At 35.2% G+C, this 9,850-nt stretch carries 8 protein-coding genes; 4 read left to right on the top strand and 4 right to left on the bottom strand.

Going from position 1 to position 9,850, the window contains the following annotated elements; all coding sequences use genetic code 11:
• Positions 1-108 precede the first annotated feature (108 nt).
• Positions 109-789, bottom strand: coding sequence for a hypothetical protein (locus tag OM075_RS23275; RefSeq protein WP_301192964.1), 681 nt, complete (start codon positions 787-789; stop codon positions 109-111).
• Between the two features lie 278 nt (positions 790-1,067).
• On the opposite strand from OM075_RS23275, the gene OM075_RS23280 reads away from it, so the two are divergent.
• Complete coding sequence (locus tag OM075_RS23280) at positions 1,068-1,754, top strand: tyrosine-type recombinase/integrase (RefSeq protein WP_301192965.1); 687 nt, start codon at positions 1,068-1,070, stop codon at positions 1,752-1,754.
• A gap of 752 nt (positions 1,755-2,506) precedes the next feature.
• Complete coding sequence (locus tag OM075_RS23285; RefSeq protein WP_301192966.1) at positions 2,507-3,229, top strand: SDR family oxidoreductase; 723 nt, start codon at positions 2,507-2,509, stop codon at positions 3,227-3,229.
• Positions 3,230-3,302: 73 nt separating this feature from the next.
• Here the strand turns inward: OM075_RS23285 and OM075_RS23290 are convergent, their stop codons facing one another.
• Together OM075_RS23290 and tet(36) are read right to left on the bottom strand one after the other, a co-directional pair.
• Complete coding sequence (locus tag OM075_RS23290) at positions 3,303-3,662, bottom strand: winged helix-turn-helix transcriptional regulator (RefSeq protein ID WP_301192967.1); 360 nt, start codon at positions 3,660-3,662, stop codon at positions 3,303-3,305.
• Between the two features lie 80 nt (positions 3,663-3,742).
• Positions 3,743-5,662: a tetracycline resistance ribosomal protection protein Tet(36) gene (tet(36), locus tag OM075_RS23295; protein ID WP_301192968.1), complete on the bottom strand. Its 1,920-nt coding sequence runs from the start codon at positions 5,660-5,662 to the stop codon at positions 3,743-3,745.
• 653 nt (positions 5,663-6,315) lie between these two features.
• Here tet(36) and OM075_RS23300 point away from each other — a divergent pair.
• Both OM075_RS23300 and mph read left to right on the top strand, forming a co-directional pair.
• On the top strand, positions 6,316-7,539 hold the full coding sequence (locus OM075_RS23300) for an MFS transporter (RefSeq protein ID WP_038557445.1): 1,224 nt from the start codon (positions 6,316-6,318) through the stop codon (positions 7,537-7,539).
• Between the two features lie 5 nt (positions 7,540-7,544).
• Positions 7,545-8,432 (top strand): Mph(E)/Mph(G) family macrolide 2'-phosphotransferase, encoded by an 888-nt coding sequence (mph, locus tag OM075_RS23305; RefSeq protein ID WP_038557444.1) that lies wholly within the window; start codon positions 7,545-7,547, stop codon positions 8,430-8,432.
• Positions 8,433-8,687: 255 nt separating this feature from the next.
• Here the strand turns inward: mph and lnu(I) are convergent, their stop codons facing one another.
• Complete coding sequence (gene lnu(I), locus OM075_RS23310) at positions 8,688-9,458, bottom strand: lincosamide nucleotidyltransferase Lnu(I) (RefSeq protein WP_008992950.1); 771 nt, start codon at positions 9,456-9,458, stop codon at positions 8,688-8,690.
• Positions 9,459-9,850 lie beyond the last annotated feature (392 nt).

Genomic DNA, 9,850 nt, shown 5'->3' on the forward strand with positions numbered 1-9,850 from the left:
TACTTTATAGATTATTTGCTGGAATATTGTTTAGTTCAACAAACCCTCCAATCTGTAGGGTATGCAAGCAACCCTACATTAGAGGCTAAGTGTTAGCAAACGTTTTTGTTAAATTTCATAAATCCTTCGAATAGAATAATCCGTTATCTGCTCATCAATTGCAGTTATTAATTTTTCATCAAATAATGCATACTGGAGACTTTTAAGTTTTAAATCTTTTGAATCTTCTCTAGTGTTACTGGTTGAAAAATAATAGCGCTTGTCCTTTGAAAAATACTCTCTCCTTTTTTGCATCTTGGCCTGATTTCCCATAGGAGTGTGAATAGGGTTCAAAAATATATCAGTACTATTTATCAGCTTATTAAATCTCTCATTTAATGAATGATCATCTAAAAATCTAAACTCGACTCTATTTTTTTCGCTTTGAAAATTTTTCAAGATATTAATTTCTCCGCATTGAATTATCATGATAGTATAGCCTTTTATTTTAATAATTCTATTTGTCTCAAATTCATGTAATAGTCGAGCAGCTAATTCATAATTACCTTCAATCTCTGAAGATTGTGTAAAAATCTGATTAGTATTGAGACTTATCAACTTACCATTAGTAACGCGATAAAGACAATTGTCAATTTTGTCACTATTAATATTTTGCAATTCTAATATTGCCTCAGTCTGTTTGTTGTCTATGTCCGTTTTAAGTGTCTCGATATCGTTTACAAATCCAATAGTATGTCCGCTAAATAAAATTAAATCCGATGTCGAATCATTAATTATTTCTTTGGTCAAACTTAGTCGAGTTTTATCAAGTAATCCGTGACAATAGGATGTTATTTCAATTTTCATAAGTTGTCTCGCTGTGGTTTTTTCAAATGTTTGCTAACGTTTAATTTACCCACCAAATATACAACATTCTTAAATACGAAATTTAAAACATTCGTAAACCCGTTTTTTAATATATCCATTTCTTTATATAAACAAATCATTATAAGCAAATTAATTTGATTATGCTATTTTGTATTTGCGAATATTGCATTATCTTTGTTTCACTATTAAACTTGTAAAATATGGAAATTGACAACTTAATTACACTTTTTGAGCAAAAATTAATGATTCAGAGGTATAGCACTAGTTCTATCAAAAATTACAGCAGCTCGGTAAATAGTTTTTTGCAAATCGCAGCGAAAAAGTTTGAACATCCCAACCAATTAAGTGAACAAGAGATAGAAAAATATATATTATGGAAAATAGAGAAACACAAGATAAGTAGTTCCTATCAACGGATGATTGTGGCATCTATCGATAAGTTCTATCATTTAGTAATGAACCAGAATTTGCAGATAAATCATTTGTATCCCTCACGGAAAAAAGATAGTTTGCCAAAATACATAACTAAGGCTGAAGTAAAAAGAATGCTGGCATCCATCACAAATATAAAGCATAAGTGTATCATAAAATTACTGTATGGGTGTGGATTGCGACTAAGTGAGTTATTAAATTCAAAATTATCTGATATCGATTCAGAACTGATGCTAGTACACGTCAAGGATACCAAAGGAAATAAAGACCGAGTGGTAATGCTATCCACAACATTACTTGACGATCTGAGAAAATACTATAAAGACTATTATCCTAAATATTATCTTTTCGAAGGACAAAGTGGTGGTAAATATTCTTCTAAAGGTGTTCAAAATATTGTCAAAATAGCTGCAACGAAAGGGGGTATCTCAAAGCCGGTTACACCACATATTTAGGATAGTTGTAACCCTCCATTTGTACCACTTGATTCACAGATACAGACTGCTTGTTTGTATCAATTTCTTTCTTTGCGAATAGTAAATATTGTTTTGCCATAATTGTAAGATTTAAAAGATGATAGTTGTTAAAATTGCTATTGTAGCGAGTAGAAAAAGGATAGATAGTATTGTGAAGACTAGTCGAATAGATAGTCGAATCACTTTGAGAACACATCGAACTATCAGATACCCTCCAATGCCAACACCTAGAGCCACTCCACTCTGATAGAGAAAGAGCAGACACAGTCCCACAAAAGCCACTGCAAGAACTAATTTTATGATGATTCCAGAGGTGAGGGAGTTTTGTTTCATTAATTTTATTCTTTCTTTTCTCATAACAGCGACATTTTTTTTCATGCGTCATCCTTCGGGTCGGTCGTTTTTTGTTTCAAGGGCAACAAGCAGGTATAGGCATTTTAGAGGAGCATATTTTTTCTACCAAATACGCTCGCCCAAAGGGAAAGAGGAAGATTTTGGAGAAAACCGAAGGCAAGGAATATGCTCTCTAAAATCCGTTCATACCTTTGCCCGATGAACTAAACACCGAACAAGAAGATGACATAGTTGGATTGTGGAGCTGGGATGGGAAGAAAGTGTTTAGCCTTATTTAGTCTATACTGATTTACATATCAGTAGCTGACAATTATATCACATATTGCAATCCTGCATTGTGTACAATACCTTTGAACTCAATAAAAATTATTGAAATTATGAAAAAAGAATTGATTGTAATTACAGGTGCTAGTGCGGGAATAGGGCTCGCAACAGCCAAACAGTTTGCTAAGTTAGGACATCCTCTACTACTATTGGCTAGACGTGTTAAACCGATGCAAGCACTGAACCTTGAGAATACAATTTGTATGTCATTGGATGTGACGGATAGGAAAGCATTTGAAGATGCTGTTCGACTTGCTGAAAGTCAATTTGGAGCAGTAGGAGCAATTGTAAATAATGCAGGAATAATGCTACTCGGTAATATCGTATCTCAAGATCCAAAAGAGTGGGACGCTATGCTCGATGTGAATATTAAAGGCTTACTAAATGGTGTTCATGCCGTAGCGGAATCTATGGTAAAACGAAATAGTGGAACTATTATAAATATTAGTTCTATTGCTGGTATCAAAACTTTTCCAAATCATACTGCCTATGTGGGTACAAAATTTGCAGTTTCGGGGCTTTCTGAAAATCTGCGAGAAGAAATGGCGCCACATAATGTTCGTGTGATAACAATCGAACCAGGTGCTGTGGATACTACTTTGCTGTCACATACTACAGATGAATCTATAAAAGAGAACTACAATATCTGGAAAGAAGACATGGGTGGTGTTTTATCTGTGGAAGATGTGAGCAATGCTATAATATATGCGTATAATCAACCACAAAATGTATGTATCCGAGAAATTGTAATAGCTGCCACAAAACAACTCAGCTAAATTATATTATCAATAGAAACAGTGCCTATATATTCTTTGGATATATAAGCACTGTTTTTTATTTAAAGTCCATTTAGTCTTCATCTTCAGCATTAAACAACTCCTCATAGAACTTTCTATTTTCCTCGCCCCATTGGTCCAATGCATCTAGAATAGGAAATGCGGAACGACCTAAATTAGTCAGAAAGTACTCTGTGCGAGGTGGTTGTTCTGCATAAATTTTTCTATCTATAATCTTATACTCCAACAATTCTTTAAGTTGTTGATTTATTACACGTTCTGTTGCATCAGGCACCTCCTTAAATATCAGACTTGGACGTAATGGCTTATCTCGAAGTGCTTCTATGATGCAGATCTTCCACTTTCCTCCAAGCACTTGCATAGCAATACTATAACCACATTCTAGATATATAGGGATTTTTCTTTCAGACATAATTGTATAGTTAAATTGTAGAAGCAAGATACAAAAATAGTGCGAGAATGCATTCTTCGATTATTTTGATCATTATTTTCTTATCCCAACTCCTTCTCAAACATATACATCAGCTTATCTTTTTCATTCAGTTCTACACTTCTGCTTACCTTTTTGTTGGTAGGTCGATAACCCGAAAATCGAGTAACAAAAACGCCCAAGCCTTGTGTGTAGGAACTGACCTCTGCTGAGTATTCTTTACTAGTATCTAAAGGAATATTACCCAAAATAGTAGTCCAATCACCATCTGAAGTAATAGTAGATATTTCGCCTTGCATCTTGTTGATGTCTGTAATAGCTCTAGCATTCACAGCTAGCGGAATTTGCAATTTAAAATCTAAGATTGGCTCCAATAATTCAACATCAGCTTGTTGCAATGCCAATCGAAAAACATAAGGTGCTAAACTTCTAAAATCAGCAGGTGTACTCACTGGACTATAATAGATTCCATGAGAAAAAGTAACTTTTAGGTCAGTTACTTCCCAATCATACAAACCAGATTCACAAGCTTTCTTGACTCCATCGAACACTGCATTCTGAAAAGATTGATTCAAGTAGCCCAATGATATTTCACTCTCCATCACAAGTCCCGCCCCAATTGGCAAAGGTTCTATAATCAAGCCAATAGATGCCCAATAAGGATTAGGTGACACTTCGATATGAATGGTGTATTCTGACTTTGTTTTAAGGTGTTCTTTATAGATAGTTTTCACTTCTTCAAAGTAAGCATCTACCGAAAATCGCTCTTCCAATAAAGTTAAGATTACTTCCCGTTGAGTTGCTCCATAAAGAGAAACCTCCAATTCATTATTATCAGCATTGATACCAAATGCTAAAGATGGATCTTCTACTGATAATACATTCATAGCAGAAATTAATTTACTTCTATCCTCTACTTTGACAGGATGTATAGACGATTTGAGAGCAGGACTAGGGATATTCAATTTGCTGAATAAGCTCGGCTTTGTTCCTAAATAATCTCCTACCATCAGACTTTCTGCATGGTCTATAATTGCAATATCATTTGTGGAAACTTCGTCTGCATCTATTTCGTTTCCAGCGCAAAAGGTCTTTAAACTTCTTATCTTTAGATTCTCTTCTAAGCCATTGAGGGTGTATGACTTTCTTGTTTTAAGGCTTCCTCCTATAACTTTTAGAAAGGCTCGTTTCTGTTCCTTCTTATTATGCTCAATTTTATAAACATAAGCAGATAAATCGTTCTCTTGAAGAAGAGGTATTTCGATAAAAGTAGTGATTGAGTTTAGCAAATCTTCGATACCAATGCCATACATTGCTGAGCCATGATAAATAAGATGTAGTTTAGCAGCTTGAACAAGATGAACCATTGAATTCCAATAGTCTGAATTAGAGAGTAGCATGTCACTCAAGTATTTTTCAAGCAAGACATCATCTTTCTCTAAAATTGTTTCTCTATCCTTTTCTGATATGTAGTGTATTGTACAACTAGATGTTAATTCGTTGCCTTCAACGGATTGCATATAGATAATATCTTTAGAAAGGCTATTTTGTATTTCTAAATAAAGCTGATTTAGATTTACTCCCTCTCTGTCTATCTTATTGATAAATAGAATCGTTGGAATTTCTAGTTGTTGCAGGACATTGAACAACAACCTCGTTTGAGCTTGAATACCCTCTTTGGCAGACACCACAAGTATAGCACCATCTAGCATCTTAAAAGTGCGTTCTACCTCTGCCAGAAAGTCCATGTGTCCAGGAGTGTCGATGATATTAATCTTTGTATCATTCCATTGAATAGATGTTGTAGACGCTCTAACTGTGATACCTCTTCGTTTTTCGATATCCATCGAATCGGTTGTAGTGTTTCCTTTGTCCACACTTCCACGTACTATGGTTGCTCCACTCGCAAATAGCAAGTTCTCAGTAATGGAGGTCTTTCCTGCATCAATATGTGCAAGAATACCTATATTTATAGTTCTCATTTGATTTTGTAAATAATATAGTGGATGCTTTGTAGAAATGCATCGCATAAAAAATACATCCTTGATAGTAAGATTTACCACAAGAACTTGAATTTGTATTTCTAATTATATTATTTACTGCCGCATAGTACGACAAAGGTAAAAAATAAATTTAATAATCAGCTATTCTTTATTGTTATCTTAAGAAATCCGTTAATGCCTTTGCCCGATGAACTAAACACCGAACAAGAAGATGACATAGTTGGATTGTGGAGCTGGGATGGGAAAGAAATAGTTGTCGTAAGTTGTACGTTTTATAATAAATGATTGCTAACGTTCCGCGTATATGATTAGGTGCGGATTGCGGGATGCTTTCCTGTCGAAAAGCACCGAGGCTGATGCGGGAGATAATGCTGATTATCAGCACCGAAACCGCACTTAATTATATACGCTGTTGGCAACTGGGCTTTTTTACATCCAAATTCAGACTATTTATTTCTTCAAATTTAAAAAAATATTTCCTACCTTTGTGCGGTTATTTCCAATAAATTATACAACAAATGGCAAAGCCTTGGATAAAATAATAGGGTAATTCTCAAAATACCCACATTTTTTTAGATAGCTCTTCTCAGTGCTATCCATTTATTGTTGTATAATTTAATCAAGTTTATTTCATGGAGAACCAAAAATGGTTTAACACCTATATATTTATATGGGCTGGGCAATTTGTTTCAATGTTGACAAGTTATGCAGTCCAATTTGCTATTGTCATATGGCTTAGTCTGGAGTATCAATCCGCCGAGGTTTTAGCATATGCAGGTATAGCTGGAATATTGCCACAAGCTATTATTGGCCCGTTAGCAGGGGTATATATAGACCGTACTAATCGAAAACGTATCATGATTCTTTCTGATACTTTCATTGCTGTATGTGCTATTGTCTTGATATTTATCCTTAACAAGGAAACGGTAAATCTTGTATGGATTTATATCATGTTAGGTTTACGTTCGGTTGGCAATGCCTTTCATTCACCGGCTCTACAAGCTTTGGCTCCGCTAATTGTGCCTAAAAAAGAATTGCTAAGAGTTGCTGGTATTAATCAAATGTTACATTCGATTTGTAGTATTGGTGGTCCTGCACTTGGTACAGTGGCAATTGCCATATTGCCTATTTCAAATGTTTTGTATCTTGATTTGATTGGAGCATTACTGGCAATTTCTTCGCTTATGATGGTAAGAATACCACAGACAATAAAAGGTTCTAAATTTTCTGTTCATACAATATCAACCGAATTTATAGATGGGTTACATATCGTATCTAAAAATAGAGGTTTAAGTTACCTTTTTCTTTATGCCATGGCTATCACCTTTGTCATCATGCCTGCTGCAATTATGTTCCCACTACTGACAACAGGACATTATGGAGGAGGAAAATGGGAAATGGGCCTTGTTGAGATAGTTTGGGGGGGAGGCATGCTGATTGGTGGAGCTGTTTTAGGCTTGTTCAAAGTTGGGATGTCAAAGATTGTATTGGTTAATTCAATGTATATCATATTGGGGTTAACATTCCTTCTTAGCGGAGTTTTCCCAAAAGAATGGTTCATTGGATTTGTTCTGGTAACAGCAATTGGAGGTATTGGTTTATCTGTTTTTTATGCATGTTTTACTGCTATTGTCCAGATAACAGTAAAACCTGAAATGCTGGGACGAGTCTTTTCTCTTTATTACAGTTTGGCGGTATTGCCAAGTATAATCGGTTTATTGTTCACAGGCGTGATTGCAGAAAATATAGGTATAAACATCACTTTTATCATAAGTGGATGTTTGGCTATCGTTATTGGGTTGCTTTCGTATGGCTCTGAGAAACTTATGCAGTTAGGTAATAATTTAAAAAAATAAAACAAATGAAAAATACAGACATTCAGAAACTTGCAGAAAGACATGGTTTAATGCTTTCAGACAAGATGAAATTCAACGAAATGGGAATAGATTTCAAGGTTGGTTTTGCAACAGACAAAGATGAAAATCAATGGCTGTTGCGTATTCCCAGAAGACCCGATTTGGGTAAGCAGATTGCAAAGGAAAAACTAATTCTACAGTTAGTTTGCAAACATCTCACTGCGCAAGTTCCAGATTGGAAAATTGCGAACGAAGAGCTGGTAGCGTATCCATTATTGGATGGAAAACCCGCTTTGACTTATGATGCTGAAACTTATGAGGTTTCTTGGAATATGGATAAAGATAGTCCAAACTACATTCAGTCATTGGCTAAAATTTTGGTGCAACTCCATGCTATTCCGAAAGAAGAAGTTGTTCTGAATGGATTGGAAGTTACTACACCTGAAAGTCTGAGAAGCGAGATTTCCGAACGATTACGCTTGGTAAAATCCGAACTGGGCATAAGTAATGATTTAGAAAATCGTTACAAAAAGTGGTTGGATAATGATACACTGTGGCCGAACTTCACAAAATTCATTCATGGTGATTTGTATGCAGGACATATTCTAACATATGCCGATGGTAATGTATGTGGAATTATTGACTGGTCAACAGCCCGAATCAGTGATATTTCCCAAGATTTTTCAGGACATCTCACTGTTTTCGGAGAAGAAAGTCTCAAGTCTTTAATTTCAGAGTATGAAAAACAAGGTGGCAAAATATGGAATATGATTTTTGAGCAGGCCGTTGAGCGAGCTGCGGCTGCACCCTTGGCTTATGGTTATTTTGCTGTTGAAACACAGGATGAAGTCCATATAAACGGTGCTAAAGTCCAGTTAGGTGTTCAGCGATAATCGTGATTAACTTTTTATTATTTAGGGCTGGTCTTATTTTTTTGACCAGTCCTTTTATTAATCGAAACTTAATCTTTTTTCCTGGGGTTGATGTGTGTCGCTCTTAGCCTTGTTGCCAACGGTCAAGTATAAGCGTAGTGCGGGATTTCGGAGCAATTCACTGTCCGCCCACCACAAAGTTTCTTAGGAGCAAAAATGCTCAAATTTAGCAGTTCAGCCCGCATTACGCTTATACAATGTTGGCGGTAGTTTTTTTTATTCAATTCTCCTTAATACCCCCTTTAATTTTGCTTCAACTCCAAGATTATCAAAAAGTTTTTCAGTCAATGTTAATGTCTTCTTGAAAGCTGTTTTAATATCTGTCGGATCTAATTCTGATGTTGTCTCCTGAAATAACGAATACCAATCTGGGTCTATGTCTTTTTCCAAGCTTTTTGTTGGACTTTCCCAATGTTTGGTTTGGTATGTTTCAATTCTTATTAACCAAAGTAAATATTTTTGAACATTTGATAAGCTTTGGTAAGCGTGAGCAAATTCCTGTCGTTTAATTAAGTTGCTTGTTGTAAGTAAAACATTCAACAATGATTGGCTCAACCACAGGATATTTTCATTTGTTGTTCGATCAGGTACTTTAGTTTTTATTTCTTTGAGCGTGTTAGTCAATAAATCTTCTTTATCTACTAAAATCATCTTGTCAAAGTCGCTAAACTCTACCAAACCGTCCCACGATTTGATAACTTCCATTTGGTCGTTTGTCAAAAAATGAAACTCCCCCCTTATCATATTTTCAAAAATGGCAACTTCACTTCCATACTCGTTGGTAAAATATAATGCCAAAGGATGAATTTGGCTTACCCAATTTTCAGCGGAAAAATTTTCTTTATCCTTCAAGAAGATGTAGAATTCAATATCTGAATATTTGTCCCCTTCATTTTTGGTAAATGACCCGTACATAAATACGGCAGAAATATTTTTATCATTTTGAGCTATTGACTTTGTTTTGTCAATCATTTGTAACTGTGTCATTTTCTAATTTTTTAATATTAACAATCGCCCTTTATACTTTGCGTATTAAAGGATATTTCAATTCTTATTCTATCTTACAGTTACTTATAGCTTCATTTTCTTGAATGTTTTTCGTTGTTAATTGTTTCTTCAAATTACCGCCAACGGATTGGGCATATGAACCGTGCGGGGATTGAAATAGTACATCCCTTATTACAACGCTCTAAGCCCAATGCTTTTACAGGGACTAAATTTAACAATAAAAAGTTGCTTTAAAAGCATTGAGCGGACTTATTGAAATCACCGCAACCTCGCGAACCACAACACCCCGCATGGTTTATGATGCCGTGTTGAACTAAACCCGCAAAGCGGGAGCTTAGGCTAAAACTAACAAAATTCGTAAGATAATTACA

Source organism: Plebeiibacterium sediminum (assembly GCF_026013605.1).
Lineage (GTDB): Bacteria > Bacteroidota > Bacteroidia > Bacteroidales > Marinilabiliaceae > Saccharicrinis > Saccharicrinis sediminus.

Excerpts from the sequence above, each read along its gene's own strand:
- OM075_RS23280 (WP_301192965.1), top strand. The coding sequence starts at position 1,068 with ATGGAAATTGACAACTTAATTACACTTTTTGAGCAAAAATTAATGATT.
- OM075_RS23285 (WP_301192966.1), top strand. The coding sequence starts at position 2,507 with ATGAAAAAAGAATTGATTGTAATTACAGGTGCTAGTGCGGGAATAGGG.
- OM075_RS23290 (WP_301192967.1), bottom strand. The coding sequence starts at position 3,662 with ATGTCTGAAAGAAAAATCCCTATATATCTAGAATGTGGTTATAGTATT.
- OM075_RS23300 (WP_038557445.1), top strand. The coding sequence starts at position 6,316 with ATGGAGAACCAAAAATGGTTTAACACCTATATATTTATATGGGCTGGG.
- mph (WP_038557444.1), top strand. The coding sequence starts at position 7,545 with ATGAAAAATACAGACATTCAGAAACTTGCAGAAAGACATGGTTTAATG.